Annotated in this window: 22 protein-coding genes and 1 tRNA gene; 13 read left to right on the top strand and 10 right to left on the bottom strand. The window is 58.9% G+C overall.

Annotated features, from left to right (window positions below):
• The first annotated feature begins 220 nt into the window (after nucleotides 1-220).
• The 12 genes from KW840_RS12780 to rffA all read left to right on the top strand — a co-directional run bounded on the left by KW840_RS12780 (nucleotide 221) and on the right by rffA (nucleotide 10,729).
• Nucleotides 221-1,507 carry an OprD family porin gene (locus KW840_RS12780; RefSeq protein WP_218495325.1) on the top strand — a complete coding sequence of 429 codons (1,287 nt, stop codon included), beginning with the start codon at nucleotides 221-223 and terminating at the stop codon, nucleotides 1,505-1,507.
• Between the two features lie 203 nt (nucleotides 1,508-1,710).
• Entirely contained in the window at nucleotides 1,711-1,932 is a 222-nt protein-coding gene (locus KW840_RS12775) for a 4-oxalocrotonate tautomerase family protein (protein WP_218495324.1), read from the top strand.
• A complete protein-coding gene (locus KW840_RS12770; protein WP_218495323.1) occupies nucleotides 1,929-2,585 on the top strand; it encodes a DsbA family oxidoreductase in 657 nt (218 codons plus the stop codon). The genes KW840_RS12775 and KW840_RS12770 overlap by 4 nt, the downstream gene beginning before the upstream one ends.
• Nucleotides 2,586-2,628: 43 nt before the next feature.
• Nucleotides 2,629-3,339 (top strand): SDR family NAD(P)-dependent oxidoreductase, encoded by a 711-nt coding sequence (locus KW840_RS12765; protein WP_057712436.1) that lies wholly within the window; start codon nucleotides 2,629-2,631, stop codon nucleotides 3,337-3,339.
• Nucleotides 3,340-3,768: 429 nt separating this feature from the next.
• Entirely contained in the window at nucleotides 3,769-4,992 is a 1,224-nt protein-coding gene (locus tag KW840_RS12760) for a hypothetical protein (protein ID WP_218495322.1), read from the top strand.
• A complete protein-coding gene (locus KW840_RS12755; protein WP_218495321.1) occupies nucleotides 4,989-5,681 on the top strand; it encodes a WbqC family protein in 693 nt (230 codons plus the stop codon). Before KW840_RS12760 ends, KW840_RS12755 begins: the two co-directional genes overlap by 4 nt.
• Nucleotides 5,678-6,619 carry a glycosyltransferase family 2 protein gene (locus tag KW840_RS12750; RefSeq protein ID WP_218495320.1) on the top strand — a complete coding sequence of 314 codons (942 nt, stop codon included), beginning with the start codon at nucleotides 5,678-5,680 and terminating at the stop codon, nucleotides 6,617-6,619. The genes KW840_RS12755 and KW840_RS12750 overlap by 4 nt, the downstream gene beginning before the upstream one ends.
• Entirely contained in the window at nucleotides 6,616-7,278 is a 663-nt protein-coding gene (locus KW840_RS12745; RefSeq protein WP_218495319.1) for an acetyltransferase, read from the top strand. Before KW840_RS12750 ends, KW840_RS12745 begins: the two co-directional genes overlap by 4 nt.
• 30 nt (nucleotides 7,279-7,308) lie before the next feature.
• Nucleotides 7,309-8,229, top strand: coding sequence for a hypothetical protein (locus tag KW840_RS12740; RefSeq protein WP_218495318.1), 921 nt, complete (start codon nucleotides 7,309-7,311; stop codon nucleotides 8,227-8,229).
• A 5-nt stretch (nucleotides 8,230-8,234) separates the two neighbouring features.
• Nucleotides 8,235-8,645: a GtrA family protein gene (locus KW840_RS12735; RefSeq protein WP_090452568.1), complete on the top strand. Its 411-nt coding sequence runs from the start codon at nucleotides 8,235-8,237 to the stop codon at nucleotides 8,643-8,645.
• A 68-nt stretch (nucleotides 8,646-8,713) separates the two neighbouring features.
• Nucleotides 8,714-9,514 carry a class I SAM-dependent methyltransferase gene (locus tag KW840_RS12730; RefSeq protein ID WP_340312526.1) on the top strand — a complete coding sequence of 267 codons (801 nt, stop codon included), beginning with the start codon at nucleotides 8,714-8,716 and terminating at the stop codon, nucleotides 9,512-9,514.
• A gap of 72 nt (nucleotides 9,515-9,586) precedes the next feature.
• Nucleotides 9,587-10,729 (top strand): dTDP-4-amino-4,6-dideoxygalactose transaminase, encoded by a 1,143-nt coding sequence (gene rffA, locus KW840_RS12725; RefSeq protein WP_218495542.1) that lies wholly within the window; start codon nucleotides 9,587-9,589, stop codon nucleotides 10,727-10,729.
• A 312-nt stretch (nucleotides 10,730-11,041) separates the two neighbouring features.
• On the opposite strand, the gene KW840_RS12720 is transcribed toward rffA, so the two are convergent.
• The 7 genes from KW840_RS12720 to KW840_RS12690 all read right to left on the bottom strand — a co-directional run bounded on the left by KW840_RS12720 (nucleotide 11,042) and on the right by KW840_RS12690 (nucleotide 16,564).
• Nucleotides 11,042-11,117: transfer RNA gene (locus KW840_RS12720), tRNA-Thr, on the bottom strand.
• Between the two features lie 78 nt (nucleotides 11,118-11,195).
• Nucleotides 11,196-12,020, bottom strand: a complete 825-nt coding sequence (locus KW840_RS12715; protein ID WP_218495317.1) for an FkbM family methyltransferase — start codon at nucleotides 12,018-12,020, stop codon at nucleotides 11,196-11,198.
• Between the two features lie 343 nt (nucleotides 12,021-12,363).
• Nucleotides 12,364-13,593 (bottom strand): methyltransferase, encoded by a 1,230-nt coding sequence (locus KW840_RS12710; RefSeq protein WP_218495316.1) that lies wholly within the window; start codon nucleotides 13,591-13,593, stop codon nucleotides 12,364-12,366.
• Nucleotides 13,574-14,263 carry an ABC transporter permease gene (locus tag KW840_RS12705; protein WP_057712426.1) on the bottom strand — a complete coding sequence of 230 codons (690 nt, stop codon included), beginning with the start codon at nucleotides 14,261-14,263 and terminating at the stop codon, nucleotides 13,574-13,576. Before KW840_RS12705 ends, KW840_RS12710 begins: the two co-directional genes overlap by 20 nt.
• Nucleotides 14,260-14,955: an ABC transporter permease gene (locus KW840_RS12700; protein WP_057712425.1), complete on the bottom strand. Its 696-nt coding sequence runs from the start codon at nucleotides 14,953-14,955 to the stop codon at nucleotides 14,260-14,262. The genes KW840_RS12705 and KW840_RS12700 overlap by 4 nt, the downstream gene beginning before the upstream one ends.
• A gap of 72 nt (nucleotides 14,956-15,027) precedes the next feature.
• Complete coding sequence (locus tag KW840_RS12695) at nucleotides 15,028-15,777, bottom strand: ABC transporter substrate-binding protein (protein WP_015093061.1); 750 nt, start codon at nucleotides 15,775-15,777, stop codon at nucleotides 15,028-15,030.
• A gap of 13 nt (nucleotides 15,778-15,790) precedes the next feature.
• Nucleotides 15,791-16,564 (bottom strand): ABC transporter ATP-binding protein, encoded by a 774-nt coding sequence (locus KW840_RS12690; RefSeq protein ID WP_007972784.1) that lies wholly within the window; start codon nucleotides 16,562-16,564, stop codon nucleotides 15,791-15,793.
• Between the two features lie 564 nt (nucleotides 16,565-17,128).
• On the opposite strand from KW840_RS12690, the gene gabP reads away from it, so the two are divergent.
• Entirely contained in the window at nucleotides 17,129-18,520 is a 1,392-nt protein-coding gene (gabP, locus tag KW840_RS12685; protein ID WP_218495315.1) for a GABA permease, read from the top strand.
• A gap of 71 nt (nucleotides 18,521-18,591) precedes the next feature.
• On the opposite strand, the gene KW840_RS12680 is transcribed toward gabP, so the two are convergent.
• From KW840_RS12680 to KW840_RS12670, 3 genes are read right to left on the bottom strand one after another with little or no spacing between them, the layout of a single operon-like run.
• The gene (locus KW840_RS12680; RefSeq protein ID WP_057712423.1) at nucleotides 18,592-19,044 is read right to left on the bottom strand and encodes a hypothetical protein; all 453 of its coding nucleotides are present in this window, start codon (nucleotides 19,042-19,044) and stop codon (nucleotides 18,592-18,594) included.
• Between the two features lie 6 nt (nucleotides 19,045-19,050).
• The gene (locus tag KW840_RS12675; protein WP_090452584.1) at nucleotides 19,051-19,467 is read right to left on the bottom strand and encodes a hypothetical protein; all 417 of its coding nucleotides are present in this window, start codon (nucleotides 19,465-19,467) and stop codon (nucleotides 19,051-19,053) included.
• Nucleotides 19,468-19,505: 38 nt separating this feature from the next.
• On the bottom strand, nucleotides 19,506-20,480 hold the full coding sequence (locus KW840_RS12670) for an alpha/beta fold hydrolase (RefSeq protein WP_218495314.1): 975 nt from the start codon (nucleotides 20,478-20,480) through the stop codon (nucleotides 19,506-19,508).
• Between the last annotated feature and the right edge of the window lie 63 nt (nucleotides 20,481-20,543).

The raw sequence follows: 20,543 nt of genomic DNA, 5'->3' as shown, positions 1-20,543 counted from the left end.
CTATTTTTAGAAGATTCATGAAATTGACACATCGTTAAGGGCGCAGCTACGATTCGGCCCAACGCCTGTGGCCAACCGCCACGATCAAAAATTATAAAAAGGCCCGCCGCGAGAAATCGTGGGCGGGCCTTTTTGTTTTCGTCATGAAAAAAGAGCGCGATAGCGCCGTTTCGGCCGTTCGGCACAGCGCGTATCAACCGGAAATAAGGAAAAGAACAAAATGTTGAACAAGCGAATCAGCCTGATCGCTCTGGGGATGTTGAGTGCGACACAGGCCATGGCGAACGACCAGGCCGAATCCAAGGGTTTTGTTGAAGACAGCAGCCTCAAAGTGCTGCTGCGCAATGCTTACATCAATCGTGACTACAAAGACGGCAACCCGGATAAATCCGAGTGGGGCCAGGCGGCCATCGGCACGTTCTCGTCCGGCTTCACCCAAGGCACCGTGGGCGTGGGTGTGGACGCTTTCGGGTTATACGCTCTGAACCTGGAGCGCAACGAAGACCGTAGCGGCGCGCAAGGCATCGATTTCTTCAAAAAGGGCGACAGCGGCCAGCCGGCTGACGATCTGTCCAAGGGTGGCGCGGCGATCAAGTTCCGCCTGTCCAGCACCACCCTGACCTACGGCGACCAGATGCCGGCCCTGCCGGTGCTGAATTACGACAATTCGCGCCTGCTGCCGGAAAGCTACACCGGCACCCTGATCACCTCCAAGGAGATCAAAGGCCTGCAACTGGATGCCGGCCGCTTCACCGCCGAATCGCGCAAAAGCGCCGAAGGCCGTGACAGTGGTGGCTTGAAGTCGATCAACGTCTTGGGTGGTAGCTACCAGTTTACCGAGCAATTCAAGGCCGCGCTGTACGCTTCCGACGTCGAAGACGTGCTGAAGAAACAATATGTGAACGCCAACTACGTGTTCCCGCTCGACAAGGACCAGTCCCTGACCCTGGACTTCAACGGCTACCGCACCAAGCTGGAAGATTCCTACGTCCGCGAAAACGGTATCACCGGCGACGACAACAAGATCTGGAGCCTGGCGGCCACCTTCATCACCGGCCCGCACTCGTTCACCCTCGCACACCAGCGCAGCACCGGCGACAGCAACCTGGGCTACGCCTACGGCGGCTACCAGAAAGATCAAGGTCGCGTCGGCGACGGTGGAAACACCATCTACCTGGCGAACTCCTACTGGTCCGACTTCAACGCTGAAGACGAACGCAGCTGGCAAGTCGGCTACGGCCTGGACTTCAGCACCTTCGGTGTACCGGGCCTGAGCTACAACGTGGCCTATGTGCGCGGTGACAACATCACCACCTCCACCAGCGAAGGCGGCACCGAGCGCGAGATCTTCAACCAGATCAAATACGTCGTCCAAAGCGGCCCGGCCAAAGACCTCAGCGTGAAACTGCGCAGCTCGGTCCTGCGTGTGTCGCAGAAGTCGAGCGAGTACAACGTCAGCGGCAACGAAGTGCGTGTGTTTGTGGATTACCCGATCAACGTCTTCTGATGATCGGTTGCGGTATCGAGGCCTGATGAAGGGCTGAGAAAGGAAAAGCCCCGACTGGTTCGGGGCTTTTTCACAGCACAATCATTACACCACGTAATGAATGAAGTTCCCGCCCCCACCTTTATCCCCTCCCGCCAACCCCATACATTCACCTCCAACGCCTCTCCCATCATCCCGACGGGAAGGTCACTGGAGTTTCCCTCATGCCTTTCGTAACCGTACGTATCACCCGCGATGGCGTTACCACTGAGCAGAAAGCTCAGGTGATTGCCGAGATCACTGAAACACTGGGGCGCGTCCTCAATAAACGCCCTGACCTGACCCACATCGTGATCGAAGAAGTCGACACCGATAACTGGGGTTACGCCGGCATCACCACCACCCAGTACCGCAAGCAACTGGCCGAGGCGGAAGGGCAGTCATGACGTCCTCCGTCACCATCGATTTCATCTCCGATGTGGTGTGCCCCTGGTGCGCACTGGGGGCGACGGCGCTGGAGCAGGCGATCGAGAACGTGGCCGGGGAAATCCCGGTCGAGCTGACCTACAAGCCATTCGAATTGAACCCGGACATGCCGGCCGAAGGTGAGCAAGCGGTCGAGCACCTGATGCGCAAGTACGGGAGAACAGCCGACGACATCGCCGCCGGCAAGGCCATGCAAATCGCTCGCGGCGAGGCCATTGGTTTCAAGTTCGATCTGGAGAAGCGCACGCATTTCTACAACACCTTCGATGCGCACCGATTGTTGCTGTGGGCGTTGCAGGAAGGGCGACAAGTCGAGCTGAAGAGGGTGCTGCTACGGGCCTATTTCAGCGAAGGCCAGAACCCGAGCGATCACTCGACGCTGGTGCGTCTGGCGACTGAAGCGGGGCTGGATGCGACAGGGGCGAGAGAGGTGCTGGCGTCCGACGCATTCGCCAGCGACGTGCGTGAGCTTGAAATGTATTACCGCCAGCACGGCATCAACTCGGTCCCGGCCATGGTGCTGAACGGTCGCCACCTGGTGTCCGGTTCGCAATCGGTCGAGTACTACGAACAGATGTTGAGACAAATGGTGAACGCCCCGGCCGAAGCCTGATTACAGATTTCTACCCCACTTTTAATTGTCAGAGGTCTTCATCATGAGCATTTCGAAAAAAGTCATCGTTATCACCGGCGCATCCCAGGGTCTCGGCGACGGTATGGTCAAAGCTTTTCGTGAACTCGGTTACCGGATCGTCGCCACTTCGCGTTCGATCAAGCCGTCCACCGATCCGGACATTCTCACCGTGGCCGGTGACATCGGCGAGCCGGAAACCGCCCAGCGCGTCATCCGTGAAGCGATCTCCCGTTTCGGTCGCATCGATACCCTGGTCAACAACGCCGGGATCTTCATCGCCAAGCCGTTCACCGCGTATACCGCAGAGGACTACGCCAATGTGTTGTCGGTGAACGTCAATGGCTTCTTCTACATCACCCAGCTCGCCATCGCCGAGATGGAAAAGCAGGGCAGCGGCCACGTCGTCAACATCACCACTAGCCTGGTGGACCACGCCATCGACGGCGTGCCATCGGTGTTGGCTTCACTGACCAAGGGCGGCCTCAACGCGGCAACCAAATCCCTGGCCATCGAATACGCCAAGCGCGGGATCCGGGTGAACGCGGTCAGCCCCGGCATCATCAAGACCCCCATGCACGGCGAAGAAACCCACGCAGCACTGGGCAATCTGCACCCGGTCGGGCACATGGGCGAGATCGATGATATTGCGCAAGCGGTCGTGTATCTGGACGGCGCCAAGTTCGTCACTGGCGAAATCCTGCACGTGGACGGTGGTCAGAGCGCGGGACACTAAAGGCGCGTTTCCAAACCCCGGAAACAACAAAGCCCCTGCATTTCTGCAGGGGCTTTGTTTTGTATGGTGCCGGTACCAGGAATCGACCCCGGGAACTACTGATTACAAGAATCAGGCCTTCAATGTGAGAGCACCGCAGGGGTGTGAGTTTCGCCAACACTCGCCCACGACTGGAAAAGCACGGTGAATCAATTCGCCCTCTACGAGGAGCGCTTCACCAGACCGTACATCTAGATTATGATCGCGCTGCCGCCTGACCGTAATCCTCTATACCACGGGCCATTCCCCCGATCGCTACCCGATTCTACCTCGTTTGGCAGCAAATGCCGCGTTGGGCCTCCCGTACTGGCACCAATTATCCCAAGCGTATTGCGAATACTAGAAAAGATGATCTTTATAAAAAATAATAAACTTTTCTCCTGCTTATACTTGCTGGCAGTCATCATAACCATCGGCGTGGTGTACTCACTGGGCTTCCGGGAAGCGGCAAGCCAGATTGTGATCGCGCCCGAGCGCCTGAGAAACTTTACGTTCCCCATCTGGGAGCAACACGCTTTTTCGCAGCACGGTTTCCTCGTCTTCTATTCGATGGAGGACTACGCAAATAAGATCGCGTATTCCAACCACTCCACTGCTTATCTGTTCTACATGTACGCCCTCTATAAAGTGGAAATGTATGTGCAGGCATTACCGATGAGAGTGACAGGGGCTTTCCTGAACATCATTTCGCTGGCAGGCGTTACGTTCTTTTTTCTGTCTCGCCTGGTGGAAAAGCGCCTGGCATTCGGTCAGGGACTGCTGATTCTGTTATCGGTCGTATTCATGGTGTCGATGCCGGGATTCTGGATTTCTTCGGCCAGATTCAACGTCGACAATACGTTCCCATTGATATTTGCGTTCCAGGCGCTGGCTGCGTTCTTGATCTGGAAAAATCGGGAACGATCCGGAGCGGTCATGACAGTGATCGTGTTGTTTGCCGTGTTTTCTCCGATCTCGGCGGCGTTGCTGGGCGCCGCCTTGCTGGTTTGGGCATGCCGCAGCGACGGTCTCGACAGACGGATGTGTCGTCTGGCATTGGTGGCCCTCGTTGCGGCCGTTGCTTTCTATCTGCCGTCCCCACTGATATCGAAGGCACTGGGTTTCACCTCGTCCAACAGCGGCTGGCTGTTTCGCGCTGGTCTGGATGGCGACACCACTTATTTCACCAACATCGTGAAGTCGGTACTTGTTCCGCAGTTCCCGCGGCCATTTCCGACTATTGCCGTGCCCGTCCTGTTCCTGGTAGCCCAGTTGGCCTGTTTGCGCATGATCAAACGGCGTGAACCTGCCGGCGTTGCGGCACCGGCGGGGACCTCCCCGTTGGCCGGCGTCAGCATGTTCTACTACCTGCTTTTTTCGCAATACGTGATGACCAGCCTGCTGTGGCCGCAGGCCGTTGCCATTCATCCGTACCTGTATGACTACCTGCTGATGGCACCGGTTTTCGTCGCGATTGTTCTGAATTTTGCGTTCAAGCCTTCACCGGCTGCGTTGCGTTTCTGGGCGCTGGCGCTGTTGTTCTGCATTTCCTTCCATCTCCAGCAGGTCGCGCAGGCAAAATGCCAGGGGTGTTACTACCCGGGCGCCTGGGACGCGAGCAGCAAGCAGCCATGAAGACCGTCGCCATTCTTCAGTCGAACTACATACCCTGGAAGGGCTATTTCGACATGATCGCTGCGGTCGATGAGTTCATCCTCTACGACGACATGCAGTTCACCAAGAACGACTGGCGAAATCGCAACCTGATCAAGACGCCGCAAGGCGTCCAGTGGCTCAGCGTGCCTGTCGGGCAAGGCATCAGTCGCCGCATTCGCGATGTCGAGCTGGCCCCTGCCTGGCAGGCCAAGCACTGGAAAACGCTGCAGAGCAACTATCGGCGAGCGCCTTTCTTCGATGAGGTCGCCCAGTGGCTCGAGCCGCTCTATCTGGTGGAGACCCACACGGGTCTGTCGTCGATGAACCGGAAGTTCATGGAAGCGATTTGCCGATACATCGGTATTGAAACCCGCATTACGAATTGCTGGGACTATGTGTCTGCCGGCGACAAAACCCGGACTGCCCGCCTGGTGGACCTTTGTCAGCAGGCCGGTGCGACGCACTACCTGTCGGGGCCGGCGGCAAAGGACTACATTGAGGCGCCGCTGTTCGACGCCGCCGGCATTGCGCTGCAATGGTTCGATTACGCCGGCTTCCCCGAGTATCCGCAACTCTGGGGGGAATTCACCCATGGCGTCACCGTCCTGGATCTGCTGTTCAATTGCGGCAAGGACGCGCGCCGTTACATGAGGCATGTCAAAGCATGAGGCTGTCCATCGTCGCCACGCTTTACCGCTCGGCCAAGTTCGTCGAGGAGTTCCATCTCCGTGCTAGCCAGGCGGCACAACAACTGGTCGGAGACGATTACGAGATCGTACTGGTCAACGACGGCTCGCCCGATTCAAGCCTGGAACTGGCCGTCCAGTTGAGCGAATCCGATCACCACGTGGTGGTCGTCGATCTCTCGCGCAACTTCGGCCACCACAAGGCCATGATGACGGGCCTGCGACATGCCCGCGGTGAACGTGTCTTCCTGCTCGATAGCGACCTGGAGGAAGATCCGGCATGGTTGCTCTCGTTCAGCGAGCAGATGGAGCGCGAAAAGGCCGATGTGGTCTACGGTGTCCAGCAGCAGCGAAAAGGCAAGCACTTCGAGCGCTGGACCGGGCAGGTGTTCTACAAACTCTTCCGTTTCCTCAGCGGGCTGGATATGCCCGACAATATCGTCGTCGCCAGGCTGATGTCGCGCCGCTATGTGGATGCGCTGATTCAGCACGACGAACGCGAGTTGTTCATGGCGGGTCTGTGGGTCATCACCGGTTTCGATCAGCGTGCGCAGGCCATCGACAAGCGCAGTCGCGACGAGACGACCTACACGCTGGGAAAGAAAGTGGCGCAACTGGTCAATTCGATTACTGCCTTCAGCAGTGCACCGCTGGTGGGAATCTTCGGCGTGGGCTGCGCGATCTTCCTGCTGTCGGCCGCCTACACGAGCTTTCTCGTCGTCAACTGGCTGCTCCTGGCGAACCCACCCAGCGGCTATACGTCGCTGATGGCTTCGATCTGGCTGCTCGGCGGCCTGATCATCGCATTCGTCGGCGTGGTCGGGATTTATCTCGCCAAGATCTATTCCGAAGTCAAGCAGAGACCCTACACTATCGTCCGGCACGTCTACCGTCAGGCTGAGGCGCGGAGCATCGAATGAAAAAACTCATTATTTTTGGTCTCACCGACGCCGCCGAGCTCGCACTCTATTATTTTTCCAACGACTCCGGCTATCAGGTCGAGGCGTTTGCCGTCGATCCCGCCTACATGCCGGCCGACAAGAGCTTCAAGGGATTTCCGGTGGTGGCATTCGATGAAGTCACCCAGATCTACCCGCCAGACCGGTATGTCTTTTTCGTCGCGCTCGGCTATTCCAAGCTCAACCAGATCCGTAAGGAAAAATATCTGGCAGTCAAGGCGCTGGGCTACGAAATGGTCAGCTACATCAGTTCGCGAGCCACGTTGCTGACAGAGGACATCGGCGAGAACTGCTTCATCCTGGAAGACAATACCGTTCAGCCCTTCGTGCGCATCGGCAACAACGTGACCATGTGGAGCGGCAATCACATCGGACATCATTCGCGTATCGAGGACCACTGTTTCCTGGCCTCGCACATCGTCGTATCCGGCCGTGTGACGATCGGGGAAAGCTGTTTTCTCGGCGTCAACGCGACCCTTCGCGATCACGTCACCATCGGCGAGAAATGCATCATCGGCGCCGGCGCGCTGATTCTTGGAGATGTCGCTGCCGAAGGCGTGTACGTTGGACAAGCCACCGAACGGTCGCGCGTGCCGAGTACCCGCGTCAGGAACATCTGAAGAACCTCATAATTGGCGTGAAGAAATCCCATGTGGAAAAAACTAGGAAAGATATTCTGCGCAGAAGGGCAGAGCGATTGGTTGTATTCTCACGCGATGATTCCCATTGCCGAGCAGGTGGATGGCGACCTGTATCGCATCTATTTCTCATCGCGCGACAAGACTAATCGCGGACACGGCGGCTTCCTCGAGATCGACATGCGGGACCCGACCAAGGTCTTGCGCGTCCATCCGGATCCGGTCCTCGAACCGGGCGACCTCGGATGTTTCGACGACAGTGGCGCCTTGCCCAATTCGATCGTCAACGTCGGTGGCCGCAAGCTGCTGTACTACACCGGGATCAACCTGGGCGTGACGGTGAAGATCCGCAACTCCATCGGCCTGGCCGAATGGAACGAGGCCACCCAGCGCTTCGAGAGGCTGTTCCGCGGCCCCGTCATCGACCGCACCCGCGATCTTCCTCACTTCGTCGCCACCCCCGAGGTGCAGTTCGAGGCCGGACGATTCAGGGCCTGGTTCACCTCCTGTGTGCGATGGGAGCAAGGCCCTTCGGAAGCGAAGCACTTCTATCATCTCGAGTATGCTGAGTCCGCCGACGGGATCGAGTGGGAGCGCAACGGCACGGTTGCCATCGAGTTCCGTGACGAACACGAGTACGCCCTGGGTGTGCCGCGCGTGCTCAAGGATGCGGACATGTACCGGATGTGGTTCTGCTCCCGGGCCACGAAGGACTGCCCCACCTACCGGATCCGCTACGCGACCTCGTCCGATGGCGTGCAATGGACGCGACACGATGAGCAGGTGGGAATCGACGTATCGGAATCGGGTTGGGATTCGGAGATGATCTGTTACCCGTTCGTCTTCGATCATGCCGGTCGACGCTACATGCTTTATAACGGCAACGGCTATGGCAAGACGGGTTTCGGGATTGCTGTCTGGGGAGACGAGTGATTCTAATGCAGCGCTGGCGGCCCGTGATCAGGCCCATTCTCCGTTACGCAGTCGTCGGCGTCGCCTGCAATGCCATCGGTTATGCGGCCTACCTGGCATTGACGTGGCTGGGCATCCCATTCAAGCTGGCCATGAGCTTCCTGTACGTGCTTGGCATCTGCATCAGCTTCCTGGGCAACCGCAACTGGGCGTTCGAGCATCGCGGCAACGTCGTGGGGACGGCGTGGCGCTTCGGCCTGGCGCACGCAGCCGGCTATTTGCTCAACCTGGCCTTGCTGACGGTGTTTGTCGACAAGCTGGGATATCCTCATCAGTGGGTCCAGGCCGCTGCCATTTTCGTTGTAGGAGGTTTCTTGTTCGTCGTCTTCAAGCTATTCGTCTTTCGTCATGACCAACCGGATGGGAACCAGGCGTGAAGATCTGTTCTGAATGCGAGACGCCGTACGCCTCGGAGCAATGGACATGCCTCCAGTGTGGACATCAGGTGGCTCGAAAGAACGGTTTTGCCGCGTTTGCGCCAGAACTCGAGGACAAGCAGGAGGGCTTCAAGGCCGACTTCTACGAGACCTACGCGCATCTTGAAAGCGGCCATTTCTGGTTCCGGGCGCGTGGCAGGTTGATTACATGGGCGCTGATGAAATATGCGCCGCGCATGCGTTCATTTCTGGAAATCGGGTGCGGTACCGGCTTCATTCTGAGTCGGGTCGCCGTGGCGTTTCCGAAGGCCAGGTTGCTTGGCAGCGAGATGTTCTCGACCGGGCTGAAGTTTGCCTCCTCTCGCTTGCCCGGTGCGGAGTTCGTGCAGATGGATGCGCGCGATATCCCTTACATCGACGAGTTCGAAGCGATTGGCGCGTTCGATGTCATCGAGCACATCGAGGCGGATACCGTGGTGCTCCAGCAGATGCACCGTGCCCTGAAGCCCGGGGGAATCATGCTGTTGACCGTGCCCCAGCATCAGTGGCTGTGGAGCCAGGTGGATGAATATTCCTGCCACGTGCGGCGCTACGATGCCGCCGACCTGCATCGCAAGGTGGAAGAGGCGGGGTTTTCCGTCGTGCGCAGCACATCGTTCGTCTCGTTACTGCTGCCGGCGATGATGATTTCACGCGGCGCCAAGAAGCAACAGCGGGGCGATACGAGCGAGACCGCCGAATTAGCGGTACCCAAGGCGCTCAATGTGCTGTTTGGTTTCGTGATGTGGCTGGAGTGTTTGCTCATCAAGGTGGGAGTGAGTTTTCCGGTCGGTGCTTCCAGGCTGCTTGTCGTCCGGAAAAAGAGTTGATGCCCCCCGACATTGCATAACGACGTGAGTCTAGTTCGACCCGATTAAAATTTGCGTGCGAAGGCTCAAATGATGGAAGACAAAACGATCCAGTTCAATCGCCCCTACATGACGGGGAAAGAACTTTATTACATCGCTGAAGCCAAGTTCGGCAATATCCTCGCCGGTGATGGCCCGTTCACCAAGCGGTGTCATGAGTGGATGATCGAACGTACCGGTTCGAGCAAGGCCTTGCTGACCCACTCGTGCACGGCAGCGCTGGAAATGTCCGCGTTGTTGTTGGACATCCAGTCGGGCGACGAGGTCATCATGCCCTCGTTCACGTTCGTTTCCACGGCCAATGCCTTCGTTTTGCGCGGCGGCGTTCCCGTGTTCGTCGATATCCGTCCGGATACCCTGAACCTGGATGAGACGCTGATCGAGGCGGCCATCACGCCGCGCACCAGGGCAATCGTGCCGGTTCATTATGCGGGCGTGAGTTGCGAGATGGATACGATCATGGAGATCGCCCAGCGTCACAACCTGAAAGTGGTCGAGGATGCAGCGCAGGGGGTCATGGCCGCTTACAAGGGGCGGGCTCTGGGCAGTATCGGGGACTTCGGCGCCTTCAGCTTCCATGAGACCAAGAACGTCATTTCGGGCGAGGGCGGCGCATTGCTCGTCAATGATCCTGCGTATGTGTTGCGCGCAGAAATCATCCGCGAAAAAGGCACTGACCGTAGCCGTTTCTTCCGCGGCGAGGTCGACAAATACACTTGGCAGGAAGTCGGGTCGTCATTCCTTCCAGGGGACGTGACTGCCGCGTTTCTCTGGGCGCAGTTGGAAGAGGCCGAACACATCACGCAGGCGCGGCTTGCCATCTGGCAGCGGTATCACGAATTGCTGGCGCCGCTGGAAACCAGCGGGGCGCTGCGCCGTCCTATCGTGCCGGCCGACTGCCAGCACAACGCGCACATGTACTACGTGCTGCTGCCCGCAGACGTGCCGCGACAACCGGTGCTCGATGGCCTCAAGCGAGAGGGAATCAATTCGGTCTTCCATTACGTGCCCCTGCACTCCTCGCCGGCTGGCCAGCGTTACGGCCGTGTCCATGGCGCCATGGACAACACGGTGAACCTCTCGGAGCGCTTGCTGCGACTGCCGCTGTGGGTAGGTATGTCGGTCGAGCAGCAGGAACGTGTGGTGGAAGTCTTGCGGGACGAACTGTGTCGCTGATTCGACAAGCACTCTTGCCGGAGTTCGGCACGATCCCGAGTCCGAGTTTTATCGCAGCAGCTTTCGGCTCGGCGCGTTCTTTGTAGCCCAGGAAGGCCAAGCACTGCGCCAGTGTGTGTGTTTGTCGCGTGGGGAACCGTCTTGGGCAAGTTGGTTTTCGTTCAGTTTGAACAACAGGGAGGGTGCAGCGAGTTGCCAGTCAAAAAGGCCGCCGCCAGCTCCAATCAACTGAGACGCTGTGACCAAATCCGATATGAAACCCCAGAAACGAAAAAGGCCCACCGTAAGGTGAGCCTAAGTCGTTGTTCTGTATGGTGCCGGCACCAGGAATCGAACCCGGGACCTACTGATTACAAGTCAGTTGCTCTACCATCTGAGCTATACCGGCGTGTCAGGGCGACGATTATAGCGATTGGTTGGCTTCTGTAAACCCCTGAATTATGACTATTTTTGCGCTGGCTTCAGGTCAGGCGCGCAGCAGGGTTTTCTTGAGTTTCTGGATGGCTTGCCAGGTTCGACTGTTTTGCATCGCGCGCAGCTGTGCTTCGGCCTGTTCGGCGCGTTGCAGGGCGGCGGCGAGTTGGTGTTCGGTGTCGCCGACAGGGTGGCTGAAGTTGTGGCCTTTGCAGAACTGGAACTCGTCCAGGTTGCACGGCGGGATGTCGAAGGCGGGTTTGAGGTTCAGGTGTTCTTCGGCGAGGTAGTAGGTGTTGATGCCGTCGAACAGGATGGAGTGGTAGCCGGCGTCGGTGACGAGGGTTTCCCAGGCCTGGTCGCGGGCCCAGGGGGTTTCGATAAGGATCACCCATGGCCGCCATTGGCTGAAGTCCATGCCGCGCAGGACGGTTTCTTCGTGGCCTTCGACATCGATTTTCAGGAAGTGAATGGCGCGGCCCTGGGCGTGTTCTTCGCAGATGGAGGCCAGGGTGCGGGACTTGATCGTTTGGCTGCGCACGTCCATGCCGGCGTCTCGGTGCAGTTTGGCCATGGCCGGGTCCAGGGTCGAAAGGCCGGTGCCGGCGATGCCGTAGAAGGTCAGTTCGTCAGCACTTTCCCCGGCCGCACACTGCAGGTTGGTGTCTTTGGGGCGTTGCTGGCTCAGGGCTTCGAAATAGTTGGGCATCGGTTCGACGTTGATGCCGGTCCAGCCGTTGTCGTAGAACGCCTTGGTGACGGAGTCATGGGTGGGATCGTTTGCCCCGACGTCGATGTAGAAGCCGTTCTCGACGGTTTTGAGGGCGCGCCACAGGCGTATGTCTTCGAAATTCTGTGCGTAGGAAATGAACGTCACTGGCGCATCCTGTCGGAGGAATGTTCTTGTTCGTGGCCGCGCTGCCGGCGCCCTTGCGTGTGTGTATATCAAGAGTAATGAAAGGGTGCAATTTCCCCTGTCTGCGATCCGGGATTAGGCATTTATGTCGTTTTGATTAAATGCTTATGCACAATGCCATTGGCAGCGCACTGGGTTTAGGTCGAAATTGTGGATCCGTTCTCGTTTGTTCGCAAATACCTGTTTTTTCGATTTTTTATGCGAGTGTATAAAAAATGAACAGTGTGGATTTAGCCCTGAAACAGGCGTGGATATTGGATCCACGATTATTTCATCAACAGAGTTATCCACAGGTCGGATGTATTTAAGCGCGTTCGGCCAGGAGCAGGAAATTACGCGGCGTGAGCGGAGTTTCGCAGAAGGTGCCGACGCGGACGCTGTAGCCCTGCTCGGTGAGGAAAAGTGCCCGGTCAAGGACCAGCCAAAGCTCCAGTGGGCGTCGGAAAAGTCCGCGTAGTAGTTCAAGGTTGCGCACTTCGGCCAGTCGCTGCCAACCGGCGGCTTCGAGGGCTGGCCAATCTTGCGGGCCGATTGTGGATAACTCTTTGAGAGTGGCCAGATGATGGCAGTAATCGGCGAAGGGTTTGTCCAGCCAGGCGCTAGGCAGGGAAGGGGTTGGCAGGTACTCGTCAATGCCGCGTAGTTGCCGTTGCAGCAAGTCGAAGCCCAGGCGCCGGGCCATGGAGGTGTCGCGTTGACGTCGCACGCGGGCACCGGCGGTAACGGTTTCGCTCATGGGCAACGCGAGGTCGTCGAGGGAAAGCTGTAAGCCGGAGCCTTGGGCGGCCGAGGAAATCGGTGAGTATTGGGCAAGACTGATCCGGTTGTAGCAACACGGCGCGATGGCGAGCTGTTTGCAGCCTGTGACGCTGGCGAGTTGAATCAGCCGCACATGCAAATCACCGCAGGCGTGAAGCGCGACGGGCGTGTGATACGCACCCAGTAAACAAGCTGCGTCTGCCGCGAGCACATCTTGTTCGATATGCAGCGCATGCAGGTGATGGCGCTGGCTGAGTGCCTGGCCGCTGGTTACCAGTGCCGGGTCGTATTCCAGGCACGTCAGTTGTTGCCCCGGTTGCAGTAGACGGCGGCCCAGATGTCCTTTACCCGAGCACCAGTCCATCCAATGCTGCGGTGCTTCGGAAAACTGCAACCGACTGGCGAAGGCTTCGATCTGTTGCCATTTGCGCCCCGGTACATCGACGTTCAACCGATGGCCCGCCGCTTCGAGTGTGCGAGCCGGCAACTCATTCACGGCACTCAAGGCAACGGACATTGTTGCCAGGGAAGCAAAGGGCCCCGGTGCATTCAGAAGGGCAGGTTGGTTGTGAGCGTTTTCCGCGTCTTCCAGCGACCGCTTGCGTAGCCATTCGGCCAGAGCAGGGTAGTACGTTTCCCAGGGAAGATGCCGATGAGTGAACGGTCGGGGTTTCCACAGTGCCTGATGCTCTGTCAGAAAAGCATCCAGCGCGGTGAAACGGGCGAGCAGGGCCTCGCCCGTCAACACGCCGCTATCAACGCCCTTGGCAGGCATCGACGCGCAACCAGCGCTCCAGCAGCTTGAAGCCACGCACCAGCACGTAAGCCATTACCAGATAGAACATGCCCGCGGCGAAGAAGATCTCCACCGGCAGGTAGGTCCGGGCAATGATGGTGCGGGCCATGCCGGTCAATTCCAGCAGGGTCACGGTGCTGGCCAGGGCGCTGGCCTTGAGCATCAGGATCACTTCGTTGCTGTAGGCCGGCAGGCCGATGCGCGCGGCGCGCGGCAGCATGATGTAGAACAGCGCTTTTGGTTTGGACATGCCCAGTGCCCGTGCCGCTTCGATCTCGCCCGGTGGAATCGCCTGGATGGCGCCCCGCAGGATTTCCGCAATGTAGGCCGCGGTGTGCAAGGTCATGGTCGCCGTGGCGCACCAGAACGGATCGCGCAGGTACGGCCACATCGAACTGTTACGGATCGCGTCGAACTGCGCCAGGCCGTAGTAGACCAGGAACAGCTGAACCAGCAACGGCGTGCCCCGGAAAAAGAAAATGTAGCCGTAGGGAAATGCCCGCACCCACCACAGGCGCGACGAGCGGGCGATGCCCAGTGGAATGGCCAGCAGCAAACCGGCGATCACGGCGATGGCCACCAGTTCCAGGGTCAGGGTTGCGCCCTGGGCCAGTTTCGGCAGCCACTTGATGATGACTTCCCAGTTCATTGGGTGCTCCTCGCGAAGCCGCGAGCGGCACGTTTTTCCAGGAAGTGCATGCCGGTCATCGCCAGCACCGTCAGGCTCAGGTACATGAACGCGGCCACCATATAGAAGGTGAACGGTTGCTTGGAGACGGTCACGCCGATTTGCGCATGACGCATGATTTCTTCCAGGCCGATCACCGACACCAGCGCGGTGTCCTTCATCAGGATCATGAACAGGTTGCCCAGGCCGGGCAGGGCGATGCGCCACATCTGCGGCATGATCAGCTTGGTGAAGATGCGCCATTTCGACAGGCCCAGGGCCACGCCGGCTTCACGATGGCCTTTGGGGATGGCGAGGATCGCACCGCGAAACACTTCCGTGGCGTAGGCGCCGAAGCACAGGCCCAACGCAATCACACCAGCGGCGAAGGCGTTGAGTTCAAGGTCGGGGTTGCCGAAGAACTCGCCCAGGGCACGCATCAGATTGACCGTGCCGAAGTAGATCAACAGCACCCAGAGCAATTCCGGGATACCGCGAACCAGAGTCGAATAAGTGCCGCCAAGCCATTGCAGCGGCTTGTACGGGGAAGTCTTGGCCAAGGCGCCGAGCAGACCGAGTACCAGCCCCAGGCACAGGGCCGAGAGTGCCAGTTTCACAGTCATCAGCGCGCCAGCGGCGAGCGCCGGGCCGAATCCGTAGAGGTCGATAATCATGGATTTCTTTTCAAATCGCGGCAGGCAAGGCCGAGAACCGGCGCCATCAGGCGCCGGTCAGGCAGGTCAGTATCAATAGATGCTGAACGGGAAGTACTTGTCGTTGATCTTCTTGTAGGTGCCGTCAGCGACGATTTCTTTCAGCGCGGTGTTCAGTTTCTCGCGGATCGGGTCCTTCTTGCGCACGGCAATACCGATCTTGTCGCTCTCTTCAACTGGGTCACCCTTGAACTCGTAGCTACGGCCAGCGTCGCTTTTCAGCCATTCGTAGTTGACGTACTTGTCGGCCAGGATGCCGTCCAGGCGGCCGGAAGTCAGGTCGAGGTAGGCGTTTTCCTGGGTGTCGTAGAGCTTGATGGTGATGTCGTCACCATAGTTGTCTTCCAGGAAGGTGCCGGCCAGGGTAGCGCGCTGGGCGCCGATGATCTTGCCTTTGAGCGCGGCCTTGTCGGTTTTGAAGTCGATGTCTTTCTTGGCGATGAACTGCAGCTTGTTGGAGTAGTACGGGTCGGTGAAGTCCACCGCTTGCTTGCGCTCGTCGGTGATCGACATCGAGGAGATCAGGAAGTCGAACTTCTTGGCGTTCAGGGCCGGGATGATGCCGTCCCAGTCGGAGGTCACGACGGTGCACTCGACTTTCATCTTGGCGCACAGAGCGTCGCCGATCTCTTTGTCGAAGCCGACGACATTGCCACTGGCATCTTTATTGTTGAACGGCGGGTAAGCCGCTTCGATGCCCATCTTCAGGGTTTCGGCCATGGCACCGGCGCTGAACGCCAGGGTGACGGCGGCAGCCAGGAAGACCTTTTTGTAGTTCTGCATGTGGGTAGCTCCGTTAGCGGTTGCTGGACATGAATTGTTTGCAGCGCGCCGAAAGCGGGTTTTCGAACACCTGCTGTGGCGATCCTTGCTCTTCTACCAGGCCCTGGTGGAGGAACACCACTTCACTGGAGACCTGACGGGCGAAGCCCATTTCGTGGGTCACGAGCAGCATGGTGCGGCCTTCTTCGGCCAGCGCGCGGATGACATTAAGTACTTCCTGGACCATTTCCGGGTCAAGCGCCGAGGTGGGCTCGTCGAACAGGATGACCTTGGGCTGCATGGCCAGGGTGCGGGCGATGGCCGCGCGTTGTTGCTGGCCGCCGGACAACTGCGCCGGGTAGGCATGGCGCTTGTCGGCGATGCCGACCTTGGCCAGCAGGGCTTCGGCCACTTCGATGGCTTCGGCCTTGCTCTGGCCGAGCACGCGGCGCGGGGCTTCGATGATGTTGTCGAGCACACTCATGTGCGGCCACAGATTAAAGTTTTGAAACACAAAACCGATTTCGCTGCGCAGGCGATTGATCTGCTTGCCGTCGGCGGCCACCAGTTCACCGTTCTTCGCGGCCTTGAGCTTGAGTTCTTCGCCGGCGACCAGAATCTGGCCCTGGTGCGGGTTCTCCAGCAGGTTGATGCACCGCAGGAACGTGGACTTGCCGGAGCCGGAGGAACCCAGGATCGAGATCACATCGCCGTCGCGGGCGGTCAGCGAGATGCCTTTGAGCACCTCCAGCGAACCGTAGCGTTTGTGCAAGTTGCGGATTTCAAGCGCGGGCGTGGCCTCAGCCATGTGCGTTCCTCATATATGTTGCGCTCCTGCTGTTGGCGGCCTTCCTGGCGAGGCGGCCAACCTAGCATAGCGTTTCAATGGCAGCCAACAGCGCTACGGACGGTAATCGGCTGGTGTGTGGCAGGTTGTCGCATCGACGCAGCAGACTGTCGCCCCATCAACAACCGAACAGCCGTTTGAACCTTGCCTGTCGATAAAAAGCGCGGTGGCTGCCGCAAAAAAAGGCGCGATGTTGCCAGCTTTGACAGGGTGTTGGAAGCGCTATCCGGCCAAATGCACTGCTTGTGCACTTTTAATGTGCGCGGAGCACTTTTCAGGTGTGTTTCCGGTGCGCTGATGTAACCGCAAAAGTGGGGCGCAGGGTAACGCTTTGGCAAAGTGCCATTAAATTCAAAGGGTTGCGATGACCGTCCGGTCGAGGCGAGATCGCCGGGCTAGAGGGTTTTGAAATATTTTGGCGCAATTATTGCGTGCAGAATCCAGAACGCCCTGTTGGCTTCTTTTTACGAGAAGGTCCGCCGAACGGGATGCACGCATTCGCTTCTCCTTACAAAGGTAGTTTTAATGAGCAGTACCCAAAGCTCTAATGGCCTCGAACAGGGGCTCAAACCGCGCCACGTGACCATGCTGTCGATTGCCGGGGTTATCGGCGCCGGCTTGTTCGTTGGCTCGGGTCACGCCATCGCCGCTGCAGGTCCGGCTGTTCTGTTGGCTTACGCCGCCGCCGGCATGTTGGTGGTGCTGGTGATGCGTATGCTCGGCGAAATGGCCGTTGCCTCGCCGGACACCGGTTCGTTTTCGACTTACGCCGACCGCGCGATCGGTCACTGGGCCGGCTTCACCATCGGCTGGTTGTACTGGTGGTTCTGGGTTCTGGTGATCCCGTTGGAAGCCAACGCTGCCGCGACCATCTTGCATGCATGGTTCCCTGGTGTGGACATCTGGGCATTCGCCCTGGTCATCACGATGCTGTTGACCGTGACCAACCTGTTCAGCGTGAAGAACTACGGTGAATTCGAGTTCTGGTTTGCCCTGATCAAAGTGTTGGCCATCATCGGTTTCATTGTTCTGGGCCTCATGGCGATCTTCGGCTTCCTGCCGGGCAGCCAGGTCAGCGGCGTTTCCCATTTGTTCGACACCCAGGGCTTCCTGCCAAACGGCATGGGCGCGGTGTTGGGTGCCATCCTGACCACCATGTTCTCCTTCATGGGCACCGAGATCGTGACCATCGCGGCCGCGGAATCGAAAGATCCGGGCAAGCAAATCTCCAAGGCCACCAACTCGGTTATCTGGCGGATCGGCTTGTTCTACCTCGTGTCGATCTTCATCGTCGTGGCTCTGGTGCCTTGGAACGACCCGGTACTGGCAAGTCTGGGCTCCTACCAGACTGTACTTGAGCGCATGGGCATCCCTAACGCCAAGATGATCGTCGACATCGTGGTGTTGGTCGCTGTGACCAGCTGCCTGAACTCGGCGCTCTACACCTCGTCGCGGATGTTGTTCTCCCTGGGCAAGCGCGGCGATGCGCCGGCCATGTCCACCCGCACCAACAAAAGTGGCACGCCATACTGGGCGGTGATGCTGTCCACTGGTGCCGCGTTCCTGGCAACATTCGCCAACTACGTGGCTCCGGCTGCGGTGTTCGAATTCCTGCTGGCCAGCTCCGGCGCCATCGCATTGCTGGTGTACCTGGTGATTGCGATTTCGCAACTGCGCATGCGCAAGCAGCGTATAGCGCGCGGGGAGAAAATTGCCTTCAGCATGTGGCTGTTCCCGGGCCTGACCTACGCGGTGATCGTCTTCATCGTCGCGGCCCTGACCATCATGCTGTTCCAGGAAGCCCATCGCGTGGAAATTCTCGCGACCGGCTTGCTCAGTGCTTTGGTGGTAGCGGCCGGCTTGCTGGTGGCTCGCCGTCGCAAACTGGAAAAGCGTGGCGCGGTAGTGCTGAACTGATCCATATCGCGTAACGCAAAACGGCCGCTGTCAGTGATGACAAGCGGCCGTTTTTGTTTGAGTCGTAACCCTTACTCGGCTTTTTCTTCCGGCGCTTCCAGCGACTCGCGGTAGACATCCAGTGCGTCACCGAAGTCAGCAATGAACTGCGGTTCGCTCAGCCACGCCTGGGCGGTCTCGCGGTCCATGCCGTCGGCCCACATGCGGTAGTCGATCAGCATGTCGGCGGCCAGGTGGGTGGCGGCCATGCCTTCGTCGTCGGCGTTTTCCATGTCCAGCAGTTCTGGATGGTCGATGATGATAAAGGCCAGGTTCGTCAGCAGCACCGAGAGCATTTCGCTGCGGCTGACGGCTTCCGCGTCGCGCATTTTGCTGAACATCGCCAGGGTGTATTCCGGGATCGGCTCGGCGAGGTGGCCAAGATCATCGTCCAGCGCTGCGGGTTTGCGGCCGTGGATATTGATCTGCTTGGCTTTGGCTTTTGCGCGCTTGGCGCGTTTCTGTTGCTTGTTCAGGGAGGCCATGGGAACTCAGTTCGGTTTCTGTTGGGTTTGCGCGGCAATGGCGTCGGACGCCGCCACGTAGTCGGCCTGAAAGGCCGGTGATTCGATCCACGCCAGGGCGCCGGCTTCGTCGGTTTCGGTCGACCATTGGCGATATTCGATCAGCGCGGCAAGGATGAAGTCCATCGCGCCTTCCTCGCCTTCCTGCTCGTACACCAGCTCCAGCAACGGGTCTTCGAGGAAGGCCGTGCACAGGGCTTGCTGGCTGATCTTTTCGGCGTCGATCATTTTCTTGAACAGTTCGGTCAGGTCCACCGATTCGAAGTCGATGCGATCGTCGTTCGGGTCCAGTTCCACCGGCGCGGCAGCCCGCTGGGTGCGGTTCTGCTTGGCCTTGGCCTTGGCGCGGGAGGCGCGTTTTTGCTGCTTGTTGGCGGAGGCCATGGGCGTCGTTCCGTAATTCGTTGAAAGGGGCGGGTGGCTCAGCTGCGTGGCACCGTTCGCCCGGGTGTGCCGGGGACCAGTTCGCCGTTTTGCAACCAGGCCAATGCAATGGGCCATAGTGTGGCTTGGTATGCGCTGCGAAAAAAGGCGAAATGTCCGACTTCTTCTTCGCCGATGTCTTCAGGATGGATACGCAGGTGAGAGTTTGTGCTGCCGGTGAAGTAGCCGAGCAGGCGTTCGATGGCCGGGACCGTGCCGTAGGGATCGTCGCTGATGCTGATGGCCAGGGTTTGCGCGGTGACGTCGGCAAAGGGCAGCTGCCCGGCGGTTTTGCTGATTGTGCGGCCGCTGGAGCGTTTCTCGTAGCGGGCAGTGGAGAGGCTCCAGTCACGGACCACGCCGGCGGGTGTGTCTTCCAGCCAGCCGAGCCGTTTGCCCGGAAAGTAGCCGCACAGCATCGTCACCAGCGGCATCACCACATGCCACTTGCCGAACATCCGCCAGCGATGAGCGGGCGCATAGTCGCGCCAGTAGGCGAATTGCGCACCGACCGTCACCAGGCGCCGGATCAGGTGCCCGGACGCCCCCAGGCCCGCTGCACAGCCGCCAAAGCTGTGGCCGACCACATCGATAGGCTGTTGTGGGAACTCCCGCTGTGCGCGCTTGAGCATCGCCTCGAAATCCAGCGTTCCCCAATCGGTCCACGAGGCTTGAAGACCCTTGAGCGATGCCGGCCGCGACTCGCCGATGCCGCGGTAGTCATAGGTGATGACATCGAAGCCGTGGACGAACAGGTAGTCGGCGAAGCGCGAGTAGTGGCGACAACGGACCGAGGTGGCGGCATTGATGATCACGACCGGACGAGCGGCGTCCCGAGAAGGGTGTCGCCAGGTGAAGCCACCGAGGACAAAGCCGTCTGCAGCGGTTTCCTTGAACGGTTCACCGGACGCAACGCGTTGCAATGGCAACTCGATTTGAGTTGGGACGAGTGAAGGCGTTTCCTGCAAATTCATCGGCGTCGGACCTTTGCGGGTAGCTGCCAACAATAGTCTTGATGTCGTTGATGAACAATCCAT

This window comes from Pseudomonas sp. PDM30, assembly GCF_019218985.1.
Taxonomy (GTDB): domain Bacteria; phylum Pseudomonadota; class Gammaproteobacteria; order Pseudomonadales; family Pseudomonadaceae; genus Aquipseudomonas; species Aquipseudomonas jessenii.
Note: the sequence above shows the minus strand (reverse complement) of the source record. Positions and strands in the feature narration are given on the sequence as shown.

Bases quoted from the DNA above. Each gene is read 5' to 3' on its own strand.
- KW840_RS12750 (WP_218495320.1), top strand. From the start codon at position 5,678: ATGAGGCTGTCCATCGTCGCCACGCTTTACCGCTCGGCCAAGTTCGTC.
- KW840_RS12770 (WP_218495323.1), top strand. From the start codon at position 1,929: ATGACGTCCTCCGTCACCATCGATTTCATCTCCGATGTGGTGTGCCCC.
- KW840_RS12695 (WP_015093061.1), bottom strand. From the start codon at position 15,777: ATGCAGAACTACAAAAAGGTCTTCCTGGCTGCCGCCGTCACCCTGGCG.
- gabP (WP_218495315.1), top strand. From the start codon at position 17,129: ATGAGCAGTACCCAAAGCTCTAATGGCCTCGAACAGGGGCTCAAACCG.
- KW840_RS12700 (WP_057712425.1), bottom strand. From the start codon at position 14,955: ATGATTATCGACCTCTACGGATTCGGCCCGGCGCTCGCCGCTGGCGCG.
- KW840_RS12740 (WP_218495318.1), top strand. From the start codon at position 7,309: ATGTGGAAAAAACTAGGAAAGATATTCTGCGCAGAAGGGCAGAGCGAT.
- KW840_RS12765 (WP_057712436.1), top strand. From the start codon at position 2,629: ATGAGCATTTCGAAAAAAGTCATCGTTATCACCGGCGCATCCCAGGGT.
- KW840_RS12690 (WP_007972784.1), bottom strand. From the start codon at position 16,564: ATGGCTGAGGCCACGCCCGCGCTTGAAATCCGCAACTTGCACAAACGC.
- rffA (WP_218495542.1), top strand. From the start codon at position 9,587: ATGGAAGACAAAACGATCCAGTTCAATCGCCCCTACATGACGGGGAAA.
- KW840_RS12755 (WP_218495321.1), top strand. From the start codon at position 4,989: ATGAAGACCGTCGCCATTCTTCAGTCGAACTACATACCCTGGAAGGGC.
- KW840_RS12680 (WP_057712423.1), bottom strand. From the start codon at position 19,044: ATGGCCTCCCTGAACAAGCAACAGAAACGCGCCAAGCGCGCAAAAGCC.
- KW840_RS12670 (WP_218495314.1), bottom strand. From the start codon at position 20,480: ATGAATTTGCAGGAAACGCCTTCACTCGTCCCAACTCAAATCGAGTTG.
- KW840_RS12745 (WP_218495319.1), top strand. From the start codon at position 6,616: ATGAAAAAACTCATTATTTTTGGTCTCACCGACGCCGCCGAGCTCGCA.
- KW840_RS12705 (WP_057712426.1), bottom strand. From the start codon at position 14,263: ATGAACTGGGAAGTCATCATCAAGTGGCTGCCGAAACTGGCCCAGGGC.
- KW840_RS12780 (WP_218495325.1), top strand. From the start codon at position 221: ATGTTGAACAAGCGAATCAGCCTGATCGCTCTGGGGATGTTGAGTGCG.
- KW840_RS12710 (WP_218495316.1), bottom strand. From the start codon at position 13,593: ATGCCTGCCAAGGGCGTTGATAGCGGCGTGTTGACGGGCGAGGCCCTG.
- KW840_RS12675 (WP_090452584.1), bottom strand. From the start codon at position 19,467: ATGGCCTCCGCCAACAAGCAGCAAAAACGCGCCTCCCGCGCCAAGGCC.
- KW840_RS12775 (WP_218495324.1), top strand. From the start codon at position 1,711: ATGCCTTTCGTAACCGTACGTATCACCCGCGATGGCGTTACCACTGAG.
- KW840_RS12735 (WP_090452568.1), top strand. From the start codon at position 8,235: ATGCAGCGCTGGCGGCCCGTGATCAGGCCCATTCTCCGTTACGCAGTC.